At 54.4% G+C, this 26,555-nt stretch carries 22 protein-coding genes and 1 tRNA gene; 15 read left to right on the forward strand and 8 right to left on the reverse strand.

Annotation, left to right across the window (positions count from 1 at the left end; all coding sequences use genetic code 11):
- Positions 1-61 precede the first annotated feature (61 nt).
- Positions 62-679 (forward strand): LysE family translocator, encoded by a 618-nt coding sequence (locus tag JYB84_RS10340; RefSeq protein ID WP_207320018.1) that lies wholly within the window; start codon positions 62-64, stop codon positions 677-679.
- Between the two features lie 83 nt (positions 680-762).
- Here JYB84_RS10340 and JYB84_RS10345 read toward each other — a convergent pair whose 3' ends face one another.
- The gene (locus JYB84_RS10345; RefSeq protein ID WP_207320019.1) at positions 763-1,917 is read right to left on the reverse strand and encodes a GNAT family N-acetyltransferase; all 1,155 of its coding nucleotides are present in this window, start codon (positions 1,915-1,917) and stop codon (positions 763-765) included.
- A 127-nt stretch (positions 1,918-2,044) separates the two neighbouring features.
- On the opposite strand from JYB84_RS10345, the gene ggt reads away from it, so the two are divergent.
- The 8 genes from ggt to JYB84_RS10385 all read left to right on the forward strand — a co-directional run bounded on the left by ggt (position 2,045) and on the right by JYB84_RS10385 (position 8,689).
- Positions 2,045-3,772: a gamma-glutamyltransferase gene (ggt, locus tag JYB84_RS10350; protein WP_207323183.1), complete on the forward strand. Its 1,728-nt coding sequence runs from the start codon at positions 2,045-2,047 to the stop codon at positions 3,770-3,772.
- Between the two features lie 1,297 nt (positions 3,773-5,069).
- The gene (locus tag JYB84_RS10355; protein ID WP_207320020.1) at positions 5,070-5,735 is read left to right on the forward strand and encodes a hypothetical protein; all 666 of its coding nucleotides are present in this window, start codon (positions 5,070-5,072) and stop codon (positions 5,733-5,735) included.
- 109 nt (positions 5,736-5,844) lie between these two features.
- The gene (locus JYB84_RS10360) at positions 5,845-6,132 is read left to right on the forward strand and encodes a hypothetical protein (protein WP_207320021.1); all 288 of its coding nucleotides are present in this window, start codon (positions 5,845-5,847) and stop codon (positions 6,130-6,132) included.
- A gap of 88 nt (positions 6,133-6,220) precedes the next feature.
- Positions 6,221-6,703 (forward strand): hypothetical protein, encoded by a 483-nt coding sequence (locus JYB84_RS10365; protein ID WP_207320022.1) that lies wholly within the window; start codon positions 6,221-6,223, stop codon positions 6,701-6,703.
- A 127-nt stretch (positions 6,704-6,830) separates the two neighbouring features.
- A complete protein-coding gene (locus tag JYB84_RS10370) occupies positions 6,831-7,172 on the forward strand; it encodes an antibiotic biosynthesis monooxygenase family protein (RefSeq protein ID WP_207320023.1) in 342 nt (113 codons plus the stop codon).
- A gap of 88 nt (positions 7,173-7,260) precedes the next feature.
- Positions 7,261-7,644, forward strand: coding sequence for a hypothetical protein (locus tag JYB84_RS10375; protein WP_207320024.1), 384 nt, complete (start codon positions 7,261-7,263; stop codon positions 7,642-7,644).
- 216 nt (positions 7,645-7,860) lie between these two features.
- Positions 7,861-8,211 carry a hypothetical protein gene (locus tag JYB84_RS10380; protein WP_207320025.1) on the forward strand — a complete coding sequence of 117 codons (351 nt, stop codon included), beginning with the start codon at positions 7,861-7,863 and terminating at the stop codon, positions 8,209-8,211.
- 28 nt (positions 8,212-8,239) lie between these two features.
- The gene (locus JYB84_RS10385) at positions 8,240-8,689 is read left to right on the forward strand and encodes a DUF7832 domain-containing protein (protein ID WP_207320026.1); all 450 of its coding nucleotides are present in this window, start codon (positions 8,240-8,242) and stop codon (positions 8,687-8,689) included.
- A gap of 552 nt (positions 8,690-9,241) precedes the next feature.
- Here the strand turns inward: JYB84_RS10385 and JYB84_RS10390 are convergent.
- Entirely contained in the window at positions 9,242-10,792 is a 1,551-nt protein-coding gene (locus tag JYB84_RS10390; protein ID WP_207320027.1) for a dipeptidase, read from the reverse strand.
- A 199-nt stretch (positions 10,793-10,991) separates the two neighbouring features.
- Between JYB84_RS10390 and JYB84_RS10395 the strand changes: the two genes are divergently transcribed.
- Together JYB84_RS10395 and JYB84_RS10400 are read left to right on the forward strand one after the other, a co-directional pair.
- Positions 10,992-13,157 carry a M3 family metallopeptidase gene (locus JYB84_RS10395; RefSeq protein WP_207320028.1) on the forward strand — a complete coding sequence of 722 codons (2,166 nt, stop codon included), beginning with the start codon at positions 10,992-10,994 and terminating at the stop codon, positions 13,155-13,157.
- Positions 13,158-13,379: 222 nt separating this feature from the next.
- Positions 13,380-15,530, forward strand: a complete 2,151-nt coding sequence (locus JYB84_RS10400; protein ID WP_207320029.1) for a M3 family metallopeptidase — start codon at positions 13,380-13,382, stop codon at positions 15,528-15,530.
- A gap of 87 nt (positions 15,531-15,617) precedes the next feature.
- Here the strand turns inward: JYB84_RS10400 and JYB84_RS10405 are convergent, their stop codons facing one another.
- The gene (locus JYB84_RS10405; RefSeq protein WP_228290968.1) at positions 15,618-16,478 is read right to left on the reverse strand and encodes a M23 family metallopeptidase; all 861 of its coding nucleotides are present in this window, start codon (positions 16,476-16,478) and stop codon (positions 15,618-15,620) included.
- A gap of 83 nt (positions 16,479-16,561) precedes the next feature.
- The gene (locus JYB84_RS10410; RefSeq protein ID WP_207320031.1) at positions 16,562-17,446 is read right to left on the reverse strand and encodes a 6-pyruvoyl trahydropterin synthase family protein; all 885 of its coding nucleotides are present in this window, start codon (positions 17,444-17,446) and stop codon (positions 16,562-16,564) included.
- Between the two features lie 338 nt (positions 17,447-17,784).
- On the opposite strand from JYB84_RS10410, the gene JYB84_RS10415 reads away from it, so the two are divergent.
- Positions 17,785-18,510, forward strand: coding sequence for a DUF4336 domain-containing protein (locus JYB84_RS10415; protein WP_207320032.1), 726 nt, complete (start codon positions 17,785-17,787; stop codon positions 18,508-18,510).
- A 66-nt stretch (positions 18,511-18,576) separates the two neighbouring features.
- Here JYB84_RS10415 and yejK read toward each other — a convergent pair whose 3' ends face one another.
- On the reverse strand, positions 18,577-19,605 hold the full coding sequence (yejK, locus tag JYB84_RS10420) for a nucleoid-associated protein YejK (RefSeq protein ID WP_207320033.1): 1,029 nt from the start codon (positions 19,603-19,605) through the stop codon (positions 18,577-18,579).
- A gap of 77 nt (positions 19,606-19,682) precedes the next feature.
- Between yejK and JYB84_RS10425 the strand changes: the two genes are divergently transcribed.
- From JYB84_RS10425 to JYB84_RS10435, 3 genes are all read left to right on the forward strand, one after another.
- On the forward strand, positions 19,683-19,898 hold the full coding sequence (locus JYB84_RS10425) for a YejL family protein (RefSeq protein ID WP_207320034.1): 216 nt from the start codon (positions 19,683-19,685) through the stop codon (positions 19,896-19,898).
- 68 nt (positions 19,899-19,966) lie between these two features.
- A complete protein-coding gene (locus JYB84_RS10430; protein ID WP_207320035.1) occupies positions 19,967-21,751 on the forward strand; it encodes a DUF3413 domain-containing protein in 1,785 nt (594 codons plus the stop codon).
- Positions 21,752-21,921: 170 nt separating this feature from the next.
- A tRNA-Pro gene (locus tag JYB84_RS10435) sits at positions 21,922-21,998 on the forward strand.
- Positions 21,999-22,106: 108 nt separating this feature from the next.
- Here JYB84_RS10435 and JYB84_RS10440 read toward each other — a convergent pair.
- The 3 genes from JYB84_RS10440 to JYB84_RS18470 form a co-directional block, all read right to left on the reverse strand.
- A complete protein-coding gene (locus JYB84_RS10440) occupies positions 22,107-22,676 on the reverse strand; it encodes a DUF7010 family protein (protein ID WP_207320036.1) in 570 nt (189 codons plus the stop codon).
- A gap of 362 nt (positions 22,677-23,038) precedes the next feature.
- On the reverse strand, positions 23,039-23,743 hold the full coding sequence (locus JYB84_RS10445) for a hypothetical protein (RefSeq protein ID WP_207320037.1): 705 nt from the start codon (positions 23,741-23,743) through the stop codon (positions 23,039-23,041).
- Between the two features lie 1,556 nt (positions 23,744-25,299).
- Positions 25,300-26,529, reverse strand: coding sequence for an efflux RND transporter periplasmic adaptor subunit (locus JYB84_RS18470; RefSeq protein ID WP_207320038.1), 1,230 nt, complete (start codon positions 26,527-26,529; stop codon positions 25,300-25,302).
- Positions 26,530-26,555: the final 26 nt, after the last annotated feature.

Consider the following 26,555-nt stretch of genomic DNA (forward strand, 5'->3'; position numbering starts at 1 on the left):
CTTTCCGCGCTCGCAGATTTTGGCTACACTGCCGTCTCCTTAATTCAGAACGCCATTCCCTATGCCAGATTTCGCCCTGCTTGCCGTGTTTATTCCCACCTTCTTTTTTGTCTCCATCACCCCCGGCATGTGCATGACCCTGGCGATGACCTTGGGCATGAGTGTCGGGGTGCGCCGCACCCTGTGGATGATGTGGGGCGAGATGGCCGGGGTCGCCCTGGTGGCCGTTGCTGCCGTGGTTGGCGTGGCAGGCTTGATGCTCAACTACCCCACCCTGTTCAGCGGTTTGAAGTACCTGGGCGGCGCCTACCTGGCCTATCTTGGGATCAACATGTGGCGCGCCCGCGGTGCCATGGCTTTTGACCCTCTGGGTCAGGTCAAAAGTGAACGCCTGCACCTTATCACCCAGGGCTTTGTCACCGCCATCGCCAACCCCAAGGGCTGGGCCTTTATGGTGTCGCTGCTGCCGCCCTTTATCAATGTCGAGCGGCCGCTGACGCCCCAGCTCGCCTCTCTGGTGGGCATCATCATGGTGAGTGAGTTTGTGTCCATGCTGGCCTATGCCAGCGGCGGCAAGAGCCTGAGACTGTTTCTGAGCCGCGGCAACAATGTCCGCTGGCTCAACCGCATCGCCGGCAGCCTGATGCTGGCGGTGGGCCTGTGGCTGGCCCTAGAGTGAATCTGGTGGAATAAGGAGTTGATCCTGGTGGAATAAGGAGTTGATCCTGGTGGATTAAAGGAGTTGATCCTGCCGGCGAAAAACTACCAGTCCCGGCGGCTGAACGGCAGTTTGGCCTTCAGCTCCGCAAGCCAATCCTCGACAAAGGGCTTTTCGGCGGCGCAGGCCCGGGCTATGGCCGCCTGAAAACCACCATGGGCCAGGCGGTGACAGGAGAAGGTCTCTACAGGTTCAAAGCCACGCGGCACCTTGTGCTCCCCCTGGGCGCCGGCATGAAAGCGTTTGAGTCCGTGGGTAATGGCATAGTCGATACCGCGGTAATAACAGACCTCGAAATGCAGCCCGTCAATGTGCCGCAGGGCGCCCCAATAGCGACCGTAAAGACTGCTGCTGTCCCGAAGAAACAGCGCCGAAGCCACCAAGTTTCCCTCCTTGTCACGGACCCTGAGCAGCTGCACCGCATCCCCGAGGGCGTTGCCGAGCAAGACGAAAAACGCCTGGTTCAAATAGCCGCCATGGCCCGAGCGTTTGGCGTAGGTACGCCGATAACAGAGATAAAACTCGGTCCAATCCGCCTCTTGCAGGCCACTGCCGCCCTGCCAGTCAAACTCAAGCTCACCGAACCGCGCCCGCTCCTTGCGGATACTCTTGCGCTTTTGGCTGCGCAATTGCGCGAGAAAATCCTCGAAACTGCCGTAATCGCGGTTGAACCAGTGAAACTGACCATCGACCCGGCCAATGGCACCACGACTTTGCCAGGCCAAGGCGCTGCCCTGGTCGATAAACAGCCGGTGCCAGGAATGGAACAGGCCCTGCTCCAGACAGGCATCCAGAAAGGCCTGTATGGCCTCTTCCAGGCCGGTTTGCTGCTCGGCTGACAAACCCGGCGTAAACGCCAGCCGGGGGCCGGTAACAGGGGTGAAGGGAATGGCATTGATCCACTTGGGATAATAGTCGAGCCCCTGGCGCCCATAGGCCTCGGCCCAACGCCAGTCGAACACGTATTCACCGAAGGAATGCAGCTTGAGATAGCCCGGCATCAGTGCCAGCAACCGGCCCTGAGCCATGACCTTGAGGTGTAACGGCTGCCAGCCGCTGCCACCGCCGACGGCACCACTGTCCTCCAACGCCGCCAGAAAGTCCGAGCGGCTGAAGGGATGATCGACACCGAATAAACCGTCCCAGTCAGCCTTGGCTATCTCTCTGACAGAACTGACAAATACAAACTCAAGTTCCACCGACGCTTCCCCTTTTGGGCCTTGCAATGGAGCTTAAATCGCGGCACATTGCAAGGCAATGCCAATTTATCTTCGGGAGTCACCTGTGCCTTTTTCCCCATCCCATACCCCGCTGCGCCGGGCCTTTATGCTGGCCCTTGGCCTTGCCATGGGCGCTGCCCTGCCCCTGTCACAGCTGTACAGTCCCGAGGTGCGCGCCGACGAGAGCTCCATTTTCAGCCAGATGGCCACGGCCCAGCCCATCTACGCTACCAAGGGTATGGTGGCCAGCCAGGAATCCCTGGCAACCCAGGCCGGGGTGGAAATGCTCAAACAGGGCGGCAATGCGGTCGATGCGGCAGTGGCCGTGGGCTTTGCCCTGGCGGTCACCCTGCCCCGGGCCGGTAATCTCGGCGGTGGCGGCTTTATGCTGGTGCACCTGAACGAAGGCAAGCAGACCATAGCCATTGATTACCGTGAGACAGCGCCTGCCAAGGCCCATAAGGACATGTTCCTTGATGAACAGGGCAACGCAGTGGATAAACTCAGCCGCGAACACGGTCTGGCGGTGGGCGTTCCCGGCACAGTCATGGGGTTGGAACTGGCCCTGGCCAAGTATGGCACCCTGCCGCTGGACAAGGTGATGGCGCCGGCCATCCGCCTGGCCGAAGAGGGGTTTGCAATCAGCGCCGATCTCTCCGGCTCCCTTGCAGGACTCAAGCAGCGTATTGCCCAGTGGCCCAGTTCCGCCGCGATTTTTTATCACCAGGACGGCAGCAACTTTCTGCCCGGGGAAATACTCAAGCAACCTGAGCTGGCCCACAGCCTGAAACTGATTGCCGCCAAGGGCAGCAAGGGCTTCTACGAAGGTGAAACGGCAGAGAAACTGGTGGCCGCCATCCGCGAGGCCGGTGGCGTGATGAGCCTTGACGATCTCAAGGGCTACAAGGTGGTGGAGCGGCAGCCGGTGCGCGGTCATTACCGCGGCTATGAGGTGATCTCCATGCCGCCACCAAGCTCAGGTGGGGTGCACATTATCGAAATGCTTAACGTGCTGGAGCGTTATCCCATCGCCAAGCTTGGTCATAACAGCGCCCAAACCCTGCACCTGATGACCGAAACCATGAAGCGGGCCTATGCCGATCGCAGCGAATACCTGGGGGATCCGGACTTCGTCAAGGTGCCGGTTAAGGCCCTGATCAGCAAGGCCTATGCCGATGAGCTGGCCAAGAGCATTGCCGCCAACAAGGCCACCCCTTCGGCCGAAATCAAACCCGGCAAGCTGGCGCCCTACGAGAGCGAGCAAACCACCCACTATTCCGTGGTCGACAAGTGGGGCAACGCCGTCTCCAACACCTATACCCTCAACTTCAGCTATGGCTCGGGTCTGGTGGCCGCCGGCACAGGTATTTTGCTCAACAATGAGATGGATGATTTCTCCGCCAAGCCCGGCAGCCCCAACGGCTATGGTCTGGTGGGCGGTGACGCCAACGCGGTTGAGGCCCACAAGCGGCCACTGAGCTCCATGAGCCCGACCCTGGTGATGAAGGACAACAAACCCTTCCTGGTCACCGGCAGCCCCGGCGGCTCAAGGATCATCAACACCACGCTGCAGATCATCATGAACGTGATAGATCACGATCTGAACATTGCCGAGGCCAGCGCCGCGGCCCGTATCCATCACCAATGGCAGCCGGACGTGTTGCGGGTGGAGCGCAGCCTCAACATAGACACCCGCCAACTGCTGGAATCCATGGGCCACAAGGTCAGCGTCCAGAGTGCCATGGGCTCAACCCAGTCGATTATGATCACCGACGAAGGCATGTTCGGTGCCTCGGACCCCAGACAGACGGGCTCAGAAACCCTGGGGTTCTGAGCGGGGTTGTTTTCTGGGGGCAACCCCTGGCTCACTGATGGACTCCACCTGTCTTTCTGGTGGAGTTCCCAAGCTCAATAGGCATCTCTTGTTCTTGTTTTTCGTCAACCACTTGATGCTATCAATACCCACGTGGCGGCCAGAGGCCTTCGGGGAACGCTTGCGAGATGAAACTGTTCATCTCGCAGTCTGACGACACGCTTATCCCCCTGCGGTGGTTGCCGTGCACGCATGTACCAATGTCGCAGTCGCATGGATACGAAGGAGTGACGCTTTAGCACGACGGAATCATTGGATTTGTTTAACAGCACCCCGGAAGTCGGAATATTGCACTCTCCCCGTTCCGACGCTGCCGAGGATGTTGCTGAAAATGGCGTGGCGAGGCATGGATGCCAAAGCAGCGCCAGTCGAATCAAGGATGAGCGTCTGGCGCGCCAGCCAATTTTCAGCATAAGGCCGAGGAGCTGTCAGCGTCGGTGGGGTGTCCTTGGGGTTGCAAGGGGCATTGGACAAGCAATGCCCCTTGCCCGGAGGCGGGCTGGAAGGCCGCGATTTTCTGCCGCTGGTACAGCGGCTATCTTGTGCTTTGTCCTGACATCAAGCATCGGGTGCAATTAATCACTTGCAGTGGGCTTTTGCACTGCCACTCCCGTGACACGGCGTGAATATGTCCCTATAGCCTCCCCTCGCCATCCATGGCTCGGATGGTCACTGGTGCGGCAGTGCCAATCTATTGGTGTTCCCCTCTCGCAATCGAGTTGCCTTTAGCAAAAGGCTCAATGCACATCAAATTATCGCTTGCAGAACAACTACACCCTCTGCCAAGATGCTGACTCAAGGAGATAAAAGCGAGATTCAGGGACGAAGCAAAGCACTTCAGCCCGTGCGGTAGCCATGCCGTTTCAAGGCGCATAGCAGGGCCTAGGACCTGTAACTATGTCATGCAATAGAGAGTGCAACCGTCGGATTTTCCAAACTCTGAATGACTGAGTGTGTACAGTGCTTTTGTACAGTCGTATTTAATTTTTGGGAAAAAGGCACCGAAAAAGCGCATAAACCTTGCGCGTTAAATTTGAAACACTTCAGAAAAACCCACGCAAATTAATTACTTAATATTTCAGAGATAGAATTAGTAGGTTTAGAAACCGCGCATGCGCGTTTTGCTGCCAGGTATATTTGAACCAATTTCTATTTCAGTCTTTAATACAAGAATTTAGCGTTGCGCGTTTACACTCCTCCGAGGACTAAAACGCGCATGCGCACTATACAGCTGTTATACGCCAATTGAGTTTTCGATATGTTTTTTAGAAAGAAGAATAAAGTCACAGCAATAAAACTGTACTCTATCGGGGATGATCAAGTTGGCATTGCGAGACCAGAACTTATTGATAGTGTTTTTAAAGCTTTTGAAGAGCAATTCAGTGAAATACCTGAGAGTTACGTTATTCATGGACCATATGGGATAAGGAAAGGTGCTTCTGTTGGTATCAAAGCATTTAAAAGCAAATTGAATGCTAAAGGCCACGAGAAATACTACGCACTTACAGGTAAAACTGAAGGTAAGCTAGGTTTTAATCTCTTATTAGACGCGATATTGGAAAATCAAACTTACAGTGAATTAATTCTATGGTGGTACGCAGATTGTTACGCTCCATCGTTTGAAGATGTAGTGAAGGCTGTCTCGCCGTTTTACCCTATAAGTAGTGGCTTTGAATTGCAGTCCGATGATTCATATGACACTTTTTCTGAATCCAAAATCAAGAAAGGCTTTTTTGGAGGCGCTTCTACTCACATTACATATGACCGCCTAAAATGGATCGTAAACTATGAATCTGGTGATTTAAGAACTGTATTTGGAAAGAACATACTTAGTGAAGCTCAACTAAAACAGGCTCGAATTCTTGATGGTAATATCCTGAGTGAGCAGGTTGGCGAGAAATACTTTGTGTATTCTGGCGTATAACAAAGCCATCATGGCATGGACGCAAAACGCTTGGCTTGCGCTCCTTCGTCGCGAATTTTAGCCAAGCATTTATGCACCCCATATGGCGGCGTTGTACGGTGACAGAGTAATGACCGAGAGTGAAGTTATAAATGAGTTTGCGAAAAGAGAGCGAAAGTTAACTGTAATTCTTGCACTATCCTTTGCTGTTTTTGGCTTTACACTTTTATTCAATGCACTCGCTGACGCATATATAAACCCAACATTTCCGTTTTTAGTTGGCTTTGTGCTGATGTTTTATGGCCTATACAAAGTTTATCGTTGCCCTGAATGCAATTCAGCACCAAGAGCGTTAGGAAAGGCTGGCGTTCAGATTTCACCCAAGAATTGTACTAATTGCGGGGTCAAACTAAGGTGACAGCGCATAAAAAATGCCTCCAAAACGCCGCTTCGCGGCTCGAAACGAAACACATTGCTCGCATTTGTGGCGGGCGGTACCAACTATTATGAAAACAGTAACCTCACTACCGGATGATGTGATATACGAAGGAACAATTTTCGTAGGAACATACAAGCGAAAAATGTTAGGTCTTGCTTCGCCAGCTTTTGCGTACTTTTTGACGCCGGTTGAGCTAAATATTGAAGCAGTCATTTTCGTTTGTCTTTTTTATCTCTACGTATTGCTTTTATCCAAAGTTTCTAAAATCCTATGGAGGTTTGACCGTTTAACGTGGACAAAATTGTTTGGTTCTCTGATTTTTGGTTTGTTGGCTGTCACATTCTTAAGATTCTTTGACATCAACCATTGGCTAATACATGAGGTCGGTTACATACCTGATGGAGAGGTGAAGCAATATTTTGCGGCTATTTCCTTTGTGCCGCTGGTTGCTGCGTATTTTGATTCTTTTAAAAATGTTGAGTTAGCCTTTTATCGGTCTAAAGGGTATGACTATCGAGGTTGGTTAGGTGACTATTTTGGTGGCTTGTAACAAACACATTAAACCGCACGCAAGTTCACATGGACAGTAACCCGTAGGCTCTGTCGCTTCGCACCTAAATTTATCCTACGTGTTACTTCCCTTTGTTATGGCGTTACGCATGTAAGGAAATCGTCGCATGAATAAAGTCAGTGTAATAAATACTATTACTGTCCCAGAGGGCATGGAACGTGACGCGGAAGAAATTCGCGAAATATATGTTGAGTATTTTTCAAAACAAGAAGGTTTTGTCGAGTCTGTATTATATAAGTCTATTGAAAGAGAAGATAACGGCAGCATTAAATACGTAAACATTGTTGTTTGGGAGTCCATTGAGGCATTTAATCGTGTAGTAAATGCTGGATTTTACAACGAAGATGGTCAAAACTCTGATGGATATAAAGTTCTCGGCAAGGGTTTTCCTGAACCAATTACAGTTTCACCCGGAAGGTATGTAAGCATTAAGGAAAACCATGCATAACTAGGCACTGGTTAGGATCACCCAAGCTAAGTTCGTGGGACTGGTGTGTGGCATCCCCTTTGCGTTACGTTAAGTGACAAGGTAATTCATGGAAAACTTATTAATTGTCGCTTTATTGTTTTTCTCGCTTTCCGCTACGGCTTTGGACATTTCTTGCTCTAAAGATGAATTCGAATTATCAAAAAAAGATCATCAAATAGTCGAAGTAAGATTGAATGAGAATATTAAAGATCAAATAGGCTATAGCGTTACGTTTCCTAGAAAGTTTAAGGATAAAGAGGTAAGCAGTGGTTTGCTATTGATAGGTGATAAAAATGGCTCTAAATTACTGGCATCGTTAGAGATTACACCTGATTTCGCAAATGATGAGAATGACTTTATATTCGTATCTACTTCATCACTATTTAATGAACGCAAGTTTATACAAATAACTTACGGTTCATGTTTGTCTCAAACAATTGAGATAAAGTAACATGATTAAGCCAGCATAGATCCCGTTGGTCGCAGGACATCATTTCACTCGGCCGCTGCTGGCGGATTTAATATCCACTCAAGGAGATAGCCTATCAAATACGCTGATGAATATTCAAATCCTGAAAAAATCAGAGTAACGGCATTACTAGTTTTAGCCAGCGCTTTGGTTGTGATTGTTGGCATCAAATGGCTTTTTCCATTTATAGGATGGTATGTGGACACAGTTCATTGTCACACTCCTTTTGGTTATTCTGGAATTTCTGTTCTGTGGTACTCGATGTTTGTAGGTATGCCTTTATTCGGTGCTGTTTTCATCGGCTTATTTACTTTACCAATAGGTATTAAAGGTTTTGTGCATGGACAGTTCCCCCCCAGGGGAGTAAAAGTACTGCGTCCTACAAAGATCCTCACAGGATGGCGTGCCAATCTTAAGTCAGGCGCGCATGTATCGATTCCTATATTCTTGATATTATTTTCCATTTGGGGCTATTTCCAAGTTGATAAAATGCCTCAAGAAATAAAAAATCCCGATTATAGTGTATGCGAAAGCAAACAAGCCCATTAAAGGGGCGTAATTTATCCATGGAGGGAACATGAAATTTGATGACGCAAGTTGGCATTATGGCGGTGATTACCCAGAGGGGCAGCCAGAAGAGCACGGGGGCACACATATAGCACTTTTTCTTAAGTGGTGCTTCATCAAAGGTTGGGCTGGCGAACTCCATATGCAAAACGAGCCAGAGGCAGTACAAGCTGTAATTGATGGCACTATGTCAGCAACTGATTTTTTGTTTCAGTACTGCGATGGCAAACTCATAGATGAGATGTTGAGCGAAACAGGTAATGCATTCGCCAAGCTTTACTACGGTGACGACGGCCTATATTTAGCTGATTATGCAAATAACTTTGATGAACTCATGTACGTAAAGCCAGAGGCAACACATGACTTTGTGAAGTTCTCGGCCATTTTGGATGCCAGGCTGAAAAGTGGCGTTCTAACAAAGGAACAACTCAAGTCCAAGCCATGGTGGAAAGTCTGGTAATACCTAACACCCCGCTTAAGTTCGCTCCTTCCTGTCGCTGTAACGCACCTTCGGCGTCTTCTTTATTCGCTGCTCGCGGCATTAGATTGGAATAAGAAATTGCTCTCTCGCATTAAGATAATCAGTTTCGGGACACAAGTAACAGCATTGCTCATTATGTTTGCATTGCTACTGATGGATGTTGAATTTTACGGACTTCTAAGCGTCTATGCATTCATAGTTTTGTGGAGCATAGACAAGGTATTTTTATGGTACATTGGCGATGACTTTGGCATAGCAAATCAGGTCAGGATTAAGAAAGGCGCGCCAAAATCAATACGCTTGCTTGGGCTATTTTTTTGTTTGTTTTTCTTGTATGTCGGAGTTACAGGGCTTATCGAACATGTATCAACATAACAATTTGCTGTGGAAATTACCTGCCACGACGTCGGTTCCAAGCTGACAAAAAAACACCCCGCATGGCGGGGTGTTTTTTATTGAGCTGGATTTATTCTCAAAGCCGGGCCGCTACCTTACTGTTGGGCCGCACGCTTCTTGCCGCTGGGGCGCCAGTTACTTCTGGGCGGCGCCTTTAACGGCCAGCTCCACCATGGCGGCTGTGTACATCTCCAGGTTCAGGTTAAGCTGCTCTTTGGTGATGAACTCGTGTTCGCTGTGGCCCGTGTATTCCACGTCCGGCATGGCGGGGCCAAAACTCAGGGCATTGGGGAACAACTTGGCGTTGGTGGAACCGCCTATGGCCACCGGCTTGGGATTGGTGATGCCGGTGAAGTGGCTGAACACCCCAAGCAAGGTCCCCAGGTGCGGCGCATCCTTGACCACATGGGGAGCACCCCAATAGGTATCCAGCCCTTCCAGCTGCACCCCATGACGCTCGGACCAGGCGGCGAGCGCTTCCCGGGTTGCGTCTTCCAGTTGCTCTGGCGTGCGCCCCTCGGGACGGCGCAGGTTGATGGTCACTTCCACCCCGTTTTCCGTTGGCTTTACCAGGGTCACGGCCAATGACATGGGCCCCATAAACGCATCGCTGTAGGCCAGCTTGCCAAATTTGTCACCATAGAGGCCAAGGCCCACCATCTCGGCAACAAACTGCGCCGTCAGGGCACCGTGGGTTTGCGGCCAATCCTCGGCCTTGAGCACTTCGGCGAGATGGGCCACGGCATTGACACCCGCCTCTGGGGTAGAGGAGTGTGCCGCCCTCCCAAGGGCCCGGATGTCCAGGGTGCCCTGTTGCAGTTCAAACTGGTAACGCATGTTTTTTTGCGCTTCCGCCCGGGCCTTGAGCCGCTGCAGCAGGGCCTCATCGGCATTCTGTATGCTGGCGTGGGCCAGTTGCGGCACCTGACTGGCGAAAGAGCCGCCCTCAAACACTTTCAGTACCGGGGTATTGGGTCCCACCTTGGCCATGGCGCGGGGGATGGTGAACTGGATTTGACTCCAGCCCTTCTCCGCCGTCACCACAGGGTATTCCGCATCCAGGGTGATATTGATGTCTGCCGGGGTATAGGTTTTGAGAAACTCCCGCAGTGGATCCCAGTCCGATTCCTCGGCCAGATACACCAAGAGCTCGATGCGGCGATCAAGGGGCAAGTTCAGATCCTTGATGCTCTTCATGGCATAGAGGGCCGTGACTATGGGGCCCTTGTCATCCTCGGTGCCGCGACCTATCAGGTGCCCCGGCTCCGACTGAGTGTCCAGTTCCCAGGGACTTTTCAGCCACTGACTGGGATCGGCGGGCTGCACATCGCCGTGGGTGATAACCCCGAGCTTGGCATCGGCCTCGCCCAGCCCCAGCAGCAACACATAGCCCCTGTCTTCGAAGCTCAGACCCAACTCCCCGGCCAGGGCCTTCATCTCGGCCTTGAAGCCGATAAAGGCGGGATCGGTCAGGGGTGTTTGTCCCTCACGGGCGCGGGTATCAAAGCGCACCAACCTGGCCAGGGTCGGCGCCATGGCCGCTTGGTAATGACTGACCGCATGGGCGGCCGCCTTGTCAGCCAGGGGGGACACAGGGATTGGCTCCTTTGCTGCCAGCGGCAGACAAATGGCGGAGGCAAGCAGGGCACTTACCCCCTGACGGAAGATCTTCAGGTTATTTTTCATCTTGTTCCAACAAGGATATCCGCAAAGCGCCAGTGTGCCACAGCCGGATGAAAAATACGCCGCCCCACAATAATTGTTACAAAGCAGCTGACAAAGCTGTGGCACTGGAATAGTGCCCCATGATAAACAAGGGGTTTTGACTGCCGGAGCCTCCAAACGAGACCGGTTTTCCCCCAAGCACATTAATCGGGAGCACATTATGAAGGGAATGACCCTCACCCCCCTGTTTGCCGCCATGGCACTGACTCTGGGCCTTGGCGCCTGCAGCGCAACGGATACCGCGCAATCACAGGCCACCAGCCAGGTTCAGGCCACCAGCGATGCCCTTGCGGGCAATCCCTTTATGGCTCCCTATAACACCTTTATGGAAATCCCGGCATTCGACCGTATCAAGGCCGAACATTTCCTGCCCGCCTTCAAGGAAGGCATAAAGCGCCAGAAGGCCGAAATCCAGGCCATCATAGACAATCCGCAAGCGCCAACCTTCGCCAATACCATAGAAGCCATGGAATTTTCCGGCGATCTGCTGACCCGGGTATCCAATGTATTCTTTAACCTGACCGGTGCCGATACCACGCCCGAGCTGCAGGCCATCTCCAAGGAAGTATCCCCCCTGCTGTCATCGGCAGAGGATGACATACTGCTGAACGACCAGCTGTTCCAAAAGGTCAAGGCCGTCTATGGGCAAAAGGACAAGCTGGGACTGAACCTGGCCCAGGCCAAGCTTTTGGAAGACACCTATAAGGGTTTCAGTCGTGGCGGTGCCAATCTGAGCGAAAACGACAAGGCCAAACTGCGGGAACTCAACGGTGAGATTGCCAAGCTGGGACTGGAATTCGGCGATCATCTGCTGGCGGAAACCAACGCCTTTGAGCTGGTGGTAGACAATGAAGCCGATCTGAGCGGTTTGCCCAAGGACGTTATCGACGGTGCCGCCGAAACCGCTGCCAAACGAGGTCATCCCGGCAAATGGGTCTTTACCACCCAGCGTCCCTCCATCACCCCCTTCCTCACCTATGCCGACAATCGCGAGCTGAGGGAAAAGCTGTTCAAGGGCTATATTGAGCGTGGCAACAATAACGATGCCAACGACAATAAAAAAATCCTGGCCAAGATGGCCTCCCTGCGTGCCGAGCGCGCCCAGCTGCTGGGCTATGCCAGCCATGCCCACTATGTGTTGGAAGAGCGCACCGCCAAGACCCCGGAAAATGTCTATGGTCTGCTGAACAAGGTGTGGCCTGCCGCCATCAAGCAGGCCAAGGCCGAAGTGGCCGAGATGCAGCAGCTTATCGACGCCGAGGGCGGCAACTTCAAGCTGCAGGCCTGGGATTGGTGGTACTATGCCGACAAGATCCGTACCGCCAAGTACAGCTTTAACGAGCAGGACACCCGCCCCTATTTCTCGCTGGAAAACACCCTCAAGGGCGTGTTCTACACCGCCAATCGCCTGTACGGCATTACTGTCAAGGAACGCACAGATCTGCCCAAGTATCATCCGGACGTGCGCACCTTTGAGGTCTATGACAAAGATGGCCAGCTGATGGCGGTCTTCATGGGCGATTACTGGGTACGCGACTCCAAGCGCGGCGGTGCCTGGATGAACTCCTACCGCAAGCAATACCAGATGAATGGCGAAGACTCCAAGCCCATCATAGTCAACGTGCTCAACTTCCCGCGCCCGGCCGGTAACGAACCTACCCTGCTGACCTTTGACGAAGCCAGCACCCTGTTCCACGAGTTCGGCCATGCCCTGCACGGCATGCTGTCCAAGGTGGAATACCGCTCTCAGGGTGGTACCGCCGTGCCCCGCGACTATGTGGAATTCCCATCCCAGGTTAACGAGAACTGGATGACCCAACCCGAGGTGCTGGCGCAATTTGCCCGCCACTACAAGACAGGTGAAGTGATCCCTCAAGCCTTGGTTGAAAAAATCCAGGCCGCCAGCAAATTCAACCAGGGCTTTGCCACTGTGGAATACATGGCCGCCACCCTGCTGGATCTGGACTGGCACAGCCTGACCGACACCAAAGAGCGCGATGCCGCCAAGTTTGAAGCGGACTCCCTGGCGCGCATGGGCCTTATTCCCGAGATAGCGCCCCGCTACCGCTCCACCTATTTCAGCCACATCTTCTCCGGTGGCTATTCGGCCGGCTACTACAGCTATATCTGGTCCGATATTCTCGGTGCCGATGCCTTTGAGGCCTTCCGCGAGAACGGCATATTTGATCCCGCCACCGCCAAGGCTTTCCGGGACAATGTGCTGTCCAAGGGTGGCAGTGACGATCCGATGAAACTGTATCAGCAGTTCCGCGGCAAAGAGGCAGGCATTGAGCCGCTGCTGCGCAGCCGCGGCCTGATGGATTGACATCAGCGTTTAACGCCAAAAATGCCCCGGTTTACGGGGCATTTTTATTGAATGGCGCCAATACAGTAAATTTTTACAATAAATTCCCCTCCCCGGCGGCATAAACCTTGTTAGCCGGTGCCTGGCCTTGCTAAGGTAAGCGCCGGGAATTAACAGCGGCTGCCAACATCCCGTGGATGTAAACCTATAACTTCGACGGCAGCCGGAATAAATGGAGTCAAGATGCGTAAATCACTTTTAGCCACCGCCATTGGTGCCACCCTGGTTCTGAGTGCCTGTCAGGATCAAGCCAAAGAAACCCCAGCCCCTGCCAAGCAGGAAGCCACCCAAGCCGCCCCCGTTGCCGAGCAAACCGCCGCCAACGTGCTGCTGAGCCCAAGTCCACTGGACTACCACGCGCCTCAGTTCGACAAGATCAACAACAAAGACTTCCTGCCCGCCTTCGAGACCGGCCTTGAAGAGCACAAGCAGCAGATAGACAGCATCATCAACAATGCTGATGCCCCAAGCTTTGACAACACCATGGTGGCCATGGAAAAGACAGGTGCCACTCTGACCCGCACCCTGAAAGCCTTCTTCAGCATGTCAGCCCTGATGTCCAACGATGAAATCCAGGACATTGAAGGCAAGATTGTCCCCAAGCTCACCGAGCACACAGACAACATCTACCTCAATGACAAGCTGTTTGCCCGTGTCGCCGCCGTCTATGCCCAGAAAGATGCCTTGAACGCCGAAGATCAGCGTCTGGTTGACCATTATTACAACCAGTTTGTCCGCGCCGGTGCCAAACTGAGCGACGCCGACAAGAACAAGATGCGTGAACTGAATGGCGAGCTGGCCAAACTGGCCACCGAATTCGGTCAGAACATTCTCAAGTCCTTCAAGGATGACGTGTTGCTGGTGACCGACCGCGCCCAACTGGCCGGTCTGAGCGATGGCCAAATCGACGGTCTGGCCGCTGCCGCCAAGGCCGCCGGCAAGGAAGGCTATTTGATAAGCCTGGTGAACACCACCCGCCAGCCTCTGCTGACCAGCCTGGAAAACCGCGAGCTGCGCCAGAAACTGTGGGAAACCTCAGCCAACCGCGCCATGGACACCAATGGTCCCCTGGCAATCCAGCTGGCCAAGCTGCGCGCCGAAAAGGCTCAACTGCTGGGCTTTAAGTCCTGGGCCGATTATGCCCTGGGCGATCAAATGGCCGCCAAGCCTGAAGCCGTGTATGGCATTCTCGACGACCTGGCGCCCAAGGCCGTGGCCCGCGCCCGTGCCGAAGCCGCCGACATCCAGGCACAAATCAAGGCCACAGGTGGCGACTTTGAGCTGCAACCCTGGGATTGGGCCTTCTATGCCGAACAGGTACGCAAGGCCAAGTACGATCTGGATGAAAGCGCAATCAAGCCTTACTTCGAATTCAACACAGTACTGAAAGACGGCCTGTTCTTCGCGATGCAGAAGCTGTACGGCATCACTATGAAAGAGCGCAAGGATCTGCCGGTTTGGAATGCAGACGTGCTGGCCTTTGAAGTGTTCAACGAAGATGACAGCCCGGTTGGCCTCTTCTATCTCGACCCCTATGCCCGCGTGGGTAAGAACGGCGGCGCCTGGATGGATGAACTGGTGACCCAGAGCTTCCTGGAAGGCAACAAGCCCGTGGTCTACAACGCGCTGAACATTCCCAAGCCTGCCGAAGGCCAACCTACCCTGATGACCTTCGATGAAGTGACCACCATGTTCCATGAATTCGGTCATGGCATCCACGGTCTGTTCTCCCAGGTGAAATACCCAAGCCTGGCCGGTACCTCCACCGCCCGTGACTTCGTGGAATTCCCGTCACAGGCCAACGAAGACTGGGCCACCCTGCCGGAAGTGCTGAGCCACTATGCCAAGCACTATCAGACAGGTGAAACCATTCCGGCCGAGCTGCTGGAGAAAATCCAGGCCGCCAGTACCTTCAACCAGGGTTATGACACCACTGAATACCTGGCCGCAGCCCTGTTGGACATGGAATGGCACTCACTGCCCGCCGATGCCAAGGTTGATGACGTCAAGGCCTTCGAGGCCCAGGTACGCGCCAAGCACGGTCTGGACTTCGCTCCAGTGCTGCCACGTTACCAGTCCACCTACTTCAGCCATGCCTTTGCCGGTGGCTATTCGGCCGGTTACTACGCCTACCTGTGGACCGAAGTGTTCGCTGCCGATGCCTTCGCCCACTCCATGGCCCAGGGCGGTCTGAAGCGTGAAAACGGTGACATCTACCGCAAGACGGTACTGTCCATGGGTAACAGCCAGGATCTGATGCAGGATTACATCAACTTCCGCGGTCAGAAACCCACTGTGGATGCCCTGCTGAAACGCCGCGGTCTGGTGAACTAAGAGTTCAAACCACACTGAAAAAAATAAAGGAGCCTCAGGGCTCCTTTATTTTTTACTGCGCTTTTTTACTCAGTTGAAAAGGCTGGCTTATTTGCCCTGCTGCCTTGGCTGACCTTGGACCGCGGGCTTTTTCGGCGCATCCAGCACCTGCTCCATGGGTGGCACCAGGGAAGACGCATCGAGGCGCATCTGGTACCAGTTGAGGCGCCAGTCCAGGTGCGGGCCGGAGGCGCGGCCGGTGGCGCCCACTTCGGCCACCATGTCACCCTGCTTGACCTTGTCGCCGGGCTTAACGTACAGCTTTGACAGGTGCAGGAAGCTGGAGCTGACCCCATAGCCGTGATCTATGATGAGGGTGCCGCCGGAATAGAACATGTCGGGCACCGACAGGCTTATCACCCCATCGGCCGGCGCCACCACCACAGTGCCGGTCTTGGCGGCCACATCCACGCCATAGTGCGGATTGCCGGGCACGCCGTTATAGACCCGCTGACTGCCGTAGACACCGGAAATGCGCCCGGTCAAGGGCCAGATAAACTCACTGCCAAAGGCTGTCAAATCCGAATCCGTGCCGCGGGCGGCCTTGACCATGGCAGCATCCTTGGCGGCGCGGGCACGGTCGGCTTCGCTCGGCTCCATGATTTTCTTGCTGATGCCGGTCACCTTTTGGATCTGGTAGTCACGCTTGGCGATTTTAAGTGGCTTAATCTCGGTCAAACCATCTGGGTACACCAGCTCCAGGTGCTGCTCAAGCTCGGCTTCCCGGTCCAGACCAAAGGCAAAACGCCCCTCGGGCGTGACCCTGAGCGCCTTGCCATTGAGGCTGACCTTGCTGCCTGCGGGCACAGTGCCGCGCACCAAAGCACCCTGCTCCAGCTTGCCTTGCAACTGCAGGTCCGCAGCCGAAGCATTCGTCTGAGCTATGCCCGAAACGCCAAGGCACAGCATTGCGCCCAGCACTCCTTTGTACAGGGAACGGGATGGGCTTGAGTGTACAGCTGGGTATAGCATCTTGGATCCTTATTCAGTCCTTATTCGGGGAGAGGCCCGGCGGAGGCTATGGCGCCCTTGCCTATGCCCTCATAGGCGATGACGCGGAAATGGCTGCCGGGAACCTTTTCCGCCAGGCTCTTGGCCATGAATTCCGCCAACAGTTCCACAGTGGTGTCGTGTGGAATGATATCGCAACTGCCCTTGGGCATGGCCAGTTGGAACTCGCCCTGGGGCGCCTGATAACAAAAACCCCAGTGACTCTCGTCATTGATGCGAGTCTGGGCCGACAGGCTGAGTTCGGACACGGAAACCAGATCTTCCTCCGTGCCCAAATAAATATCGTGCCAACGGCGGGCCCAGTATTCGTCCCACTTGGGGGCGGCCATGCCGTTCTCGAATACCTGCACCGGGCTGCGATGACCGTGGGCAATGCGCTGGCAGTTGCCGTCGTGCTTCTTCAGGCCATGGCTGTAGTGGTAGTAAGGGGTGTCGAGCTGCTCGTTGCGCAGCGTCAGTTGGATACCCTCAACGTTCTCCGGCAACGCCTCACGCAGGGCCTTTTGCAGGAAACGGGTCACGGATTCTGTGTCTATCACTTCGCTGGGAACCAGGGCAAAGGCCTGGCTGGGGCAGGCCAGGTGCATGTCGCCCACCTGACTGTCGAAATCCATCCACACCCTGTCGCCCTGCTGCTGCCAGCGGATCTGGTTGCAGGCGGTGGGTACCAGCAGGCGGTGATCGGCCACCGCATCTATGGTCTGCTTGATGGTGCGTTTGACCTTGGCAAAGTCCAGCACCATGTTCTGCTCATCGAGGCCGCCGTCCAGCAGCACATCCACTATCCAGCTTTCCCCCACCATGCCGCGCTCGGGGCACAAATAAGAAAAATCCAGTACAGTCAAATCTTTAACAAAAAGTTGCATTAAAACTCCCGGGCAGATAAACAGTCTGCCTAAATCCCTGGCGACCCTGGGTCGCCACCTTTCACCCACCCGGCAATGGCCGGAGATGAAGCGCCGCGGCAAGGGCCACGGCATTCCGGACAATTCTAATCAATTCACCGGCCGTGGGCGAGCAGAGATCCCGCCCTGGGCGCAATTAATGGCCCTTTGGCGAAATAACTTGCATCCAGAGCATAGCCAACGCTGTCGCTGAAGGTTAATAAAGCAGGCATTCAACACAAAAATCAATCAATTGATGGTTTAAATCTGCCGAAAAAACAGGCTAGGCTGGACCACCATTCTCTGGACAGGAGTCCTTGATGAAACCCTTCGGCGAAAACATCTGGTTGTTTGATGGCCCGAGCGTGCCCTTTTTCGGCCTGCCCTACAGCACCCGCATGACTGTGGTGCGCCTCAATGATGACAAGCTGTGGGTCCACTCCCCCATAGCACTGACACCTGAGTTGCAACAGCAGGTGTCCGGGCTTGGCGCTGTGACTTATCTCATCGCCCCCAATAAACTGCACTATTTATTCCTTGCCCAGTGGCAGGCAGCATTTCCCGAGTCACGCCTCTATGTGGCCCCCGGAGTGGAACACAAGCTGGCCAGAGTGGAACACAAGCTGACCAGGCTGCAACCGCCGCCGGTGACAAGCCGGCAGCTGGCCGAGATGGAAAGTGCCACCAGCCCCTGGAACGGCGACATAGAGCAGCTTATTTTCAGCGGCTCCCCCGTGATGCAGGAAGCGGTGTTTTTCCACCGTCCTTCGAAGACGCTGATTTTGACCGACCTTATCGAAAACTTCCCGCCCGAGCATTTCAAGTCCTGGCAGAGACCGCTGGCAAGGATCACCGGCATTCTGGCCCCCAACGGCCGCACCCCGCTGGACTGGCGTTTGAGTTTCAGCGGCGGCAAGTCCGAAGCCCGGGATTGCCTGGGGCAAATGCTCGCCTGGGCGCCTGAGAAAATCGTGCTGGCACACGGCCTGTGCATTGAGAAGGACGGCAGTCACTTTCTGCGCCGCTCCTTCGACTGGCTGTTATAAAACCCCCATAAAAAAAGCGGCCCCTGCCATTAAGCAAGGGGCCGCCTTATCAGTATGTTTCGGGACTTATTCGCCCTTGAGACGCCTGTCCAGCTGATCCTTGAGGTTCGCCGGCACGCCTTTGATCAACAGGGTGTCGGAGATGGGATCGTAGATCACCCGTTCGCCCAGATGACCGCCGTCGAAACTGACGGTGACGCCGCCACCTGTGCCGGAGAATTTCTTAAGCTGCCTTAAGGTCGACTTGTCCACCGGGAATTCTTCATCGAGGTCGTAGTCGCCGCCCTTGGCAAAGTCGTAGAAGGAGTCCATGCCGCTGTCGGCCAGCTCATCTGCCAGGTCCTTGATGTCAATGTCGCGACCGGCGTCGAAGCGCTCGGTGCAAAACTCAAACACCTTGTCACGGCAACTTTGGCGCTCGTCCTTGGTCAGCTCGGAACCGGCAACAAAGTCCTCCACCGCATTCATCAGGCTCTTGTTCTGCGCCTTGGGGTTGACCCCTTCGACACAGCCCATGAAATCGAGGAAGAAGTCTGCCACCTTGCGCCCGGCGCGGCCACGGATAAAGGAAATGTATTTGCGGGAGTCCTTGTCGGCCTGCCACTCGGTCAAATCGATACGGGCCGCCAGCTGGATGTTGCCCAGATCCAAATGGTTAATCTGGGTCAGCTCCATGTCGTCCAGTACCGTCATGGAGGACTTGGCACTGAGCAGGGCCACAAACAGATAGTCGCTGGCCATGTGGGTATAGCTGGCCATCAGCAAAAAGCCGCCCTGGCTGAAGTCGTATTTGCCCAGCTCGTCCTGCAGCAACTTGCTTGCCAGCGCCGAGAATTCCACAAAGCCGAGGCTGCCGCTGCGGTATTCTTCCAGTGCGTTGGCAAAGGCGGGATTGGCCTCGCCGTCATCGCCATGGGTGCCAAAAAAGCCGAAGCCCTTGCCGGATTTGCTGGTGTAGGATTGGTGCAGCTCTTCCAGCATCAGCGACACAGCCTGACCATTGAGCAAGGGTTGCGGACGCAGGCGACAGCGCAGCTGGCCCTCGTTATCCTGGGCTATCTCGTGGATGATGGCCTGTTCGATGTTAATAGTCATATGCCCTGATAGTGATAGCGGTGGAAATCCGGTATTATATGCCGCTAATCCATTCCTTTGTGAACCAATTTTTACTTATGGCTATCCAATCCAAATACACCAATACCCAAGTTGAATCCCTGATCGCCGAACTGCTGGCTGTGCTGGACAAGCATCAGGCCCCGACCGATCTGAGCCTGATGGTACTGGGTAACTGCACCAGCCACCTGCTGAACACCCAGGTGTCTGCCGCATCCCGTGGCGCCGTGGCGGAACAATTTGCCAAGGCCCTGGCCCAGTCGGTCAAGGGTTAATAAAGGCTGGCGGCGACAGGGGAAAAAAACTTAATATAGTTCAGTACTTGAGATAACAGCGGATCAATATGGCCGAACGCAAACAGCAATTGGTGCGTGACAAGGTATCGCGCCTGGTGAATTGGGGGCACTGGTTTGCCGCCTTCAACGGCCTGCTGGCCATCATAGTCGGCAGCCGCTACCTCGACACTGTGGGTTACCCCGAAACCCTTATCGGTTGGGGTTACCTGAGCCTGAGTTCCATCGGCCAATTCAGCTTCCTGGCCTTTATGGTCTACCTGCTGCTGGTGTTTCCCGTCACCCTGCTGCTGCCCTATTCCAAGATTTTGCGCGGCCTGGCGGCCACAGTCGCCACCCTGGCCCTGTGCCTGATGCTGTACGACACCATAGTCTACGACGACTATGGCATGCACCTGTCGCCCTTTGCCTTCGATCTCGCCTGGGCCGATCTCAATGCCCTGCTGCATGGTACCTCCTACATCATCACGCCGCTCGCCATCATTGGCCTGGAGCTGACCGCCGCCAACTTCCTGTGGAAGCGCATCGACAAGCTGCAGAAGCGCAAAATCGGTCCCAAGGTGGCGGGCTTTATTGCCGTCTGCTTTATCAGCAGCCACCTTGTCCATATCTGGGCCGATGCCGCCGATGTGAAAGACATCACCCGCTTTGACGATGTGTACCCGCTGTTTTACCCGGCCACAGCCAAACGTTTTATGGAAAACCACGGTCTGGACGCGCTGGCGGAAGATTTGCCCCATGAACAACAGCAGCAGCTGCAGTATCCGGTCAATCCGCTGCAATGCCAAAAGGAGCAAGGTGCCAAGGTACTGCTGCTGACCATCGACAGCCTGCGGGCCGACATGGTGACAGAAGAAACCATGCCCTTCCTCAGCATCTATGCCCGGGACAATCAACAGTTCAGCCAACATTACAGTGGCGGCAACCAGGCCTACAGCGGGCTGTTTTCCCTGCTCTACGGCCTGCAGGGCAGCTACCTTGGCAACAATGCCTTTGCCGGCCAAAGCCCGCTGCTGACCCGGGAACTGGCCCGCCAGGGCTATAGCCTGGCGCGCTTTATGGGCGAGACCAATGATCAGTTGCCGCAAAAGCTCGGCATCTATGACGACTTCAGCGCCTTTATCAGCGATGACAGCCGCTCCAGTGCCGCCGCCGATCTGGCCAGCATCCAGTCATTCCGTACCTGGCAGGCCGATCAGACCGGCCCCTGGTTCGCGCTGCTGAACCTGTCGGCGCCGGAAAATTACGATACCCCGGTCGGTTTTTCCGGCACGGCCACCATCAGCGCGCCCGAGGAGCTGAAACCGGCCCAGCGGGTGCTGTTCAATCAGTACCGCCAATCACTGCGCTTTATCGACGCCAGCCTGCAGTCGCTGCTGACCTCCCTGGATGACGACATTGTGGTGATCATCACAGGCCTGAACGGCAAGCTGTTCACCAGTAACCAGACCGAAGCCAGGCGCGATCTGTCGCCCCAGTCGGTGCGGGTGCCTCTGGTGATCCATTGGCCCGGCGAACCGGCCGCCAGGATAACCCACCGCACCAGCCATCACGGCCTGGTGCCGCTGCTGATGACCCGCCTGCTGGGTTGCAGCAATGCCATCACAGACTACAGCGCCGGTCGCCAGCTGGAGACGCCGAGCGAACAGCAGTGGGTCTATGTGGGTGACAACCGTTATTTCGCCATCTACCAGAATGACGAAGTGACAGTCATCGACCGCCACGGCAAGTACCGCATCTACGACGGCGAATTCAATCAGCGCCTGAAGAAGAAAATGAGCGCTCCCGAGCTTATCCAAGTGATGCGCGAAGGTCGGCGGCTGTATAAACATTGATTCGTTGACGCCGCAGCTGACGCTAAATTGATGCAAAATTCGCATCTTAGGCGAGAAACTAGGCAGTCAGGCAATTTTGCTTAAAGCAAGGCTTGCACTGCCCCGGCGCTCTTGGTAAAGTTCGCCTCGTTGAGACGGCACTGAGAACTGCGCAAGCCGCTCAAAACATTCGGTATGTAGCGCAGCCCGGTAGCGCACTGTCATGGGGTGTCAGGGGTCGGAGGTTCGAATCCTCTCATACCGACCACATTCAAACAAAAAGCCCAATCGAAAGATTGGGCTTTTTGTTTATCTGGATTTTGTCACTTCCGGCAGCGGCTTATGACAGCCCGTACTTTAAGCAATGTGCTTTAAGCTATGCATCGGACGGCATTGCCGGACTGACCTCCATGGGAGGTTCCTTAGCGGTAATAAATGTAAGCAATATAGCGAAAGCCACCTCTATTGCCGCGCCGACAATCGCTCCCAGGGTAAAACCCGCAGCAAACTGGTACATCGCATAGGCTGACAGCGCAAGCACACATCCCAGCAATCGGTACAGTTGTGAGCCATACATGGTGCCAAAGGTCATGTATCGACCACCAATCAACAACATCATGGCCGGAAAAAACCATTCAAGGTGTACCAAGGCCGCTGCATACACCAGTGGAAAACCAAAGATCAGCAAGGCCGTGTTCTCAAATGCCAATAGTCGCAAAGGATTATCGGCCGACACGCTTCCGCTACGTCCAATTAATTTTGTTAACAGCACGGCTACTGGATAAATAAACATACCCCCAACAAAGAAAACCAGTATCACCTGCATGGGGGGCAACCAAATTGAACATACCGCGGCCAATCCCCATACCAATGAGGAGATAAATACCCCAGGTGCCCCACCATAATAGGCATATCGCATGTCACTTTGAGCTTGCTTTAGCTGCATCCTTCTCTCCTTGTGTCGGTTATTCCTGGGATCTAAGATTGGCTGATTCCGTCCGATTTAGATTTAATTGAGTTCCGTAGCCGGGTTGGCATCGGTTCGCGCAATTGTTTTACATACTACAGTCGGCATTTTGCCAAGCGCAACTGCCATCTTGCGGTCAAATAATAGCCACCGCAGCGCCCTGCGAGAACTGGCCCAAAAGATAGCCAGCTTCATCGACAAACCCTATGTCGATGACTCACAACCAACCTCCTTGTTTGAGTAAGGCAACTCAAACATACCCATAAAAAATGGCACTCCATTTGAGTGCCCATTGAGTGGAATTTGCTGCTGCCAGCGGATTGGAAAGGTTTCAGGGTATTTCAGTAATTGGCCATGAAAACCAAATAGGCTTTATAACTGCCTAAACAGAAAAAGGTGTAGGAACCCAAGCCGAGCAACAGTGACATTATGTTCACCCGATTTCCCCAAGCGTTTCCATTTGTCGTATTAGCCGCATACAACCACTGTGATAAGTAATTAGTTCCGGTGGCAAATGCTATCAAAAACACCCCTATTACAAATTTGACCAAGCAATCAGCGAACAATGGCACTTGGTTAGAGTGATATTGCGATTCAGCTAACTTGCTGATAAATGCCAGTAGCGCAATTGAAGCACCACCGTTTAGCAAAAAAGCTGTTTTCAAAGCATTTTGACCGGCTTGAATTGCTGCCTTAAAAAGTTCTTGTTTAGTTGCATTGTGGTGTTTTTTGTCTTCGAGCAAAAATTCTATAGATTGATTTGTGCCATCTTTAGAGTCAGGGTCGACCTTAATCTTGTCTTTGTGAGTATCATCTTCCGAACTAAGTCTAAATTTTAACTGACTGGCATTGGCTGCTATACCATGGCTAACTTCTTCATTTTTTTTACCCGGTTGTTCCGATTCCTCCGTTCTCTCCGATCTCTCCGATGCTTCTTGATATAACTCCAATAATGCAATTAATTTATCTGTCTCAATAGATGAAACTCCTCGTCTTTGCACACCTTTTACTGTTCCAACCAAAGTATTAAATAATTCTTTGCGCAAAGCATAATCCCTTATTTCAAGTGATACATGAGGTTACACTTTAAGATGGTTTAAAGATGCAGTAAATACTCCTTGATTCCCCCGCCCTCCGCACTTCGCAGCGGTTGTTAAGATCGTCCACCACTTCTGACTTGGCAATCTCCACCAGTTCCGACAGTACAACTTCCGGAGGCTGAGTTTTAGCCTCTTAATATTGGGTGATATATCTCCGGCGATGGAAAGCCACATTTCCTGACTAGGCACGCCCGATACATGGGTAGAGACTTGAGTCCCTGGATTGAGAATCATAATTTTTTACCGCTGTCGTAGCGGCTATCTATTGCTTCTTCAGCAACTTCCAACATCAAGTGCAATTAATCACCTGCGGTGCGCTTTCGCACTGCCACACCTATGACCCGCTGTGAACCCATCCCTGGGCGCTCACCGGCGACGTCCTTGTCGCCGATGGTCACTGGTGCGGCAGTGCTGATAATTGGTGTTCCTCTCTCGCCCAGGTGGAACAGACAAAGTATTTCCAGCAGAAGACGATGCCGAACTAATGCACCGGATTCCCCGTTCCGACGCTGCCGAGGACGTTGCTGAAAATGGCGTGGCGAGGCATGGCCATTCTCGGGCGTCCTGCCCTCCACGGCATTGGGACTCCTGTCCGGCAGATGACTTATCAGCGCCAGTTAATCAGGGGCGAGTGTCACACAGTGACAAGCTCACGAGCGCGAGGCATGGAGCCGAGCCGGGATTGATTTACATGGACGTAAATCCGAGCGTCTGACGCGTTAGCCAATTTTCAGCATAAGGCCGAGGAGTTGTCAGCGTCGGTGGGGTGTCCTTGGGGATGCAAGGGGTATTGGACAAGCTATACCCCTTGCCCGGAGGCGGGCTGGAAGGCCGCGATTTTCTGCCGCTGGCACAGCGGCTATCTTGTGCTGCATCCACACCATCCGGCATCAGATGCCATTAATCACTTGCAGTGGGCTTTCGCACTGCCACCCCAGTGACACGGCGTGAATACGTCCTTGTAGCCTCCCCTCGCCATCCATGGCTCGGACGGTCACTGGTGCGGCAGTGCCTAATCAGGGTGTTCCGCTCAGGCATTGGCTGAACCAGCACGCCCGATAAACCGCAAAAGCAGAAGCCGAAATGTTGCACCAGACTCCCCGTTCCGACGCTGCCGAGGACGTTGCTGAAAATGGCGTGGCGAGGCATGGCCATTCTCGGGCGTCCTGCCCTCCACGGCATTGGGACTCCTGTCCGGCAGATACCGAAGCAGCGTCAGCCATATCAGGGGCGAGAGTCACGCAGTGACAAGTTCACGAGCGCGAGGCACTGACGCCGAACCGGGATGGATTTACACGGATGTAAATCCGAGCGTCTGACGCGTTAGCCAATTTTCAGCATAAGGCCGAGGAGTTGTCAGCGTCGGTGGGGTGTCCTTGGGGATGCAAGGGGTATTGGACAAGCTATACCCCTTGCCCGGAGGCGGGCTGGAAGGCCGCGATTTTCTGCCGCTGGCACAGCGGCTATCTCATGTGGCATCGGATGCCATCAATCCGAGAATACTACTCGTCCCGTTGGATGACCTTCACCCCTGGTGCCAACTGGGGATCCGGATACAGGACCACAATGTCATCCTCCGAAAGTCCTGCCAGCACCTCGGCATAACTGGCATTCTTATGCCCAATCTCCAGTGGTACCAATTCCAGACGGTCGTTAACGACCTTAAATACCGCCCAGGCGTCGCCCTGGCGAAACAGGGCACTTATCGGCACACTGAGTACCTGCTCGGCGGACCAGGTGGTGATGGTGCAATCAACCCGGAAGCCATCGCCGAGCCGCGCCCGCTCGACGGCGCTGCCGCTAAAGCGAATGAGGGTATTGACCCGCTGCTCCTCGACCCCAAGTGCCGAAAACTTGATAAATCCGCCGGGTTCGACGCGATCTACAGTCCCCCGGAGCGGCGCGCCGCCCCAGTCATTGATCTCCACCGCATCACCGGGAGACACCCGCACCGCATCAGAGGTTAAGAGCTCCACCAGCACTTCCAGTTCACGGTCGAGATCCGCAAGCTCCAGCAACAGGGTGCCGGGCAGCACCTCCTGGGCACTTTTTTGCAGCACCTGCAGCACAGTGCCTGAAATCGGTGCCAGCACGGGCACAGCGGCCTCAGTGTTTGTTTTGGCGCCCATATCGCTGCCACCGACATGGGCACTTGCATTGGTAAGAGTCTGCTGCCCGGCGAGGCGACTGGCGGCGGCCTTGATCTCAGCCTCACGCAGCGCCAATTCCGATTGCGCCGCAGTGACCTCGGCCCGGGCGTTGGCAAGATCCCGCTGCGCTCTTTGCAGCTCGGCCAAACCGACACTGTGGCCGGCATACAGAGATTCGATACGCGCGCTGTCTTGTTCTGCGAGGCGGACGTTTTCCCGGGCCTGGGACAGACGGGCGAGGCTGATGGATTTCGCCGCATGGGCGCCGTCCAGGGCCGCTGCCGCCTCGCTGTATTCCCGGCTGTCCAGCAGCCTGGCGGTTCCCGGAGCGATCATCGCCAGCAGCTGGCCCTGCTGCACCTTATCGCCCGCCTCCAGCTCAAGTCGCTGCAGGTGCCCGGCCACCGGCGCCGACACCTGAAAGCGATTGCGCACCCGGGTGCGGCCCTGCTCGCTCACGGTTTCAGCCAGCGCCCGATAGCCGACGCGGGCCACATCGACCGGTACAGGCCGCGGCCAAAAGGCAAACAGCAGTGCCGCCAGCACCGCCAGGAGTGCGACCCATTTAATGACTTGTTGCAAAGACAGATGCATTTTCAACTTAAGTT

The sequence above is a fragment of the Shewanella cyperi genome, assembly GCF_017354985.1.
Lineage (GTDB): Bacteria > Pseudomonadota > Gammaproteobacteria > Enterobacterales > Shewanellaceae > Shewanella > Shewanella cyperi.

Coding starts and splice junctions, on each gene's coding strand:
- JYB84_RS10405 (WP_228290968.1), bottom strand. CDS start 16,478: ATGCTGTGCCTTGGCGTTTCGGGCATAGCTCAGACGAATGCTTCGGCT.
- JYB84_RS10410 (WP_207320031.1), bottom strand. CDS start 17,446: ATGCAACTTTTTGTTAAAGATTTGACTGTACTGGATTTTTCTTATTTG.
- JYB84_RS10365 (WP_207320022.1), top strand. CDS start 6,221: ATGAAAACAGTAACCTCACTACCGGATGATGTGATATACGAAGGAACA.
- ggt (WP_207323183.1), top strand. CDS start 2,045: ATGCTGGCCCTTGGCCTTGCCATGGGCGCTGCCCTGCCCCTGTCACAG.
- JYB84_RS10355 (WP_207320020.1), top strand. CDS start 5,070: ATGTTTTTTAGAAAGAAGAATAAAGTCACAGCAATAAAACTGTACTCT.
- JYB84_RS10415 (WP_207320032.1), top strand. CDS start 17,785: ATGAAACCCTTCGGCGAAAACATCTGGTTGTTTGATGGCCCGAGCGTG.
- JYB84_RS10400 (WP_207320029.1), top strand. CDS start 13,380: ATGCGTAAATCACTTTTAGCCACCGCCATTGGTGCCACCCTGGTTCTG.
- JYB84_RS10440 (WP_207320036.1), bottom strand. CDS start 22,676: ATGCAGCTAAAGCAAGCTCAAAGTGACATGCGATATGCCTATTATGGT.
- JYB84_RS10430 (WP_207320035.1), top strand. CDS start 19,967: ATGGCCGAACGCAAACAGCAATTGGTGCGTGACAAGGTATCGCGCCTG.
- JYB84_RS10385 (WP_207320026.1), top strand. CDS start 8,240: ATGAAATTTGATGACGCAAGTTGGCATTATGGCGGTGATTACCCAGAG.
- JYB84_RS10360 (WP_207320021.1), top strand. CDS start 5,845: ATGACCGAGAGTGAAGTTATAAATGAGTTTGCGAAAAGAGAGCGAAAG.
- JYB84_RS10340 (WP_207320018.1), top strand. CDS start 62: ATGCCAGATTTCGCCCTGCTTGCCGTGTTTATTCCCACCTTCTTTTTT.
- JYB84_RS10425 (WP_207320034.1), top strand. CDS start 19,683: ATGGCTATCCAATCCAAATACACCAATACCCAAGTTGAATCCCTGATC.
- JYB84_RS10390 (WP_207320027.1), bottom strand. CDS start 10,792: ATGAAAAATAACCTGAAGATCTTCCGTCAGGGGGTAAGTGCCCTGCTT.
- JYB84_RS10375 (WP_207320024.1), top strand. CDS start 7,261: ATGGAAAACTTATTAATTGTCGCTTTATTGTTTTTCTCGCTTTCCGCT.
- yejK (WP_207320033.1), bottom strand. CDS start 19,605: ATGACTATTAACATCGAACAGGCCATCATCCACGAGATAGCCCAGGAT.
- JYB84_RS10395 (WP_207320028.1), top strand. CDS start 10,992: ATGAAGGGAATGACCCTCACCCCCCTGTTTGCCGCCATGGCACTGACT.
- JYB84_RS10370 (WP_207320023.1), top strand. CDS start 6,831: ATGAATAAAGTCAGTGTAATAAATACTATTACTGTCCCAGAGGGCATG.